Raw genomic sequence first — 409 nt, 5'->3', positions numbered from 1 at the left:
CAATCGCGTTTGTCACGGTTCCTGCCGTTACGCTTCCAGTGCTTTTTCCAAAGCAGGAAGCATCAGTTTTAGAAGAAGCTGCCAATGCGAGAGCTGCTAAAGGTTGTGTAATTACAACACCATTAACATTTGCAGAACAGCCATTTGCATCAACAACTTTAATGTCATAAGTTCCTGCTGTTAAATTTTGTAAAGTATTTGGAGTCGTTCCGCCGTTTATATAATAAGTATATGGAGCGGTTCCGTTAGTAGCTTTTATCTGAATAGTACCATCATTGCCTCCAAAACATTTCACATTAGTTTTTGTATCTAATGCAACCGTGTAAAATGGAGGTAAAACAATAGTTGATGTTACAAAATCTCGATTGGCATACCACCAAGTATTTATCGTATTTAAATTACCATATTG

At 37.2% G+C, this 409-nt stretch carries 1 protein-coding gene; it reads right to left on the bottom strand.

Features of this window, described 5'->3' with window-relative positions:
* Nucleotides 1–409, bottom strand: a 409-nt coding sequence (locus tag B3J44_RS11330; protein WP_286968540.1) for a SprB repeat-containing protein, incomplete at both ends; no start/stop codon positions are given.

This window comes from Flavobacterium sp. UBA4854 (assembly GCF_002399805.1).
Lineage (GTDB): Bacteria > Bacteroidota > Bacteroidia > Flavobacteriales > Flavobacteriaceae > Flavobacterium > Flavobacterium ginsengisoli.
This window is presented reverse-complemented; position numbering and strand designations above follow the sequence as displayed.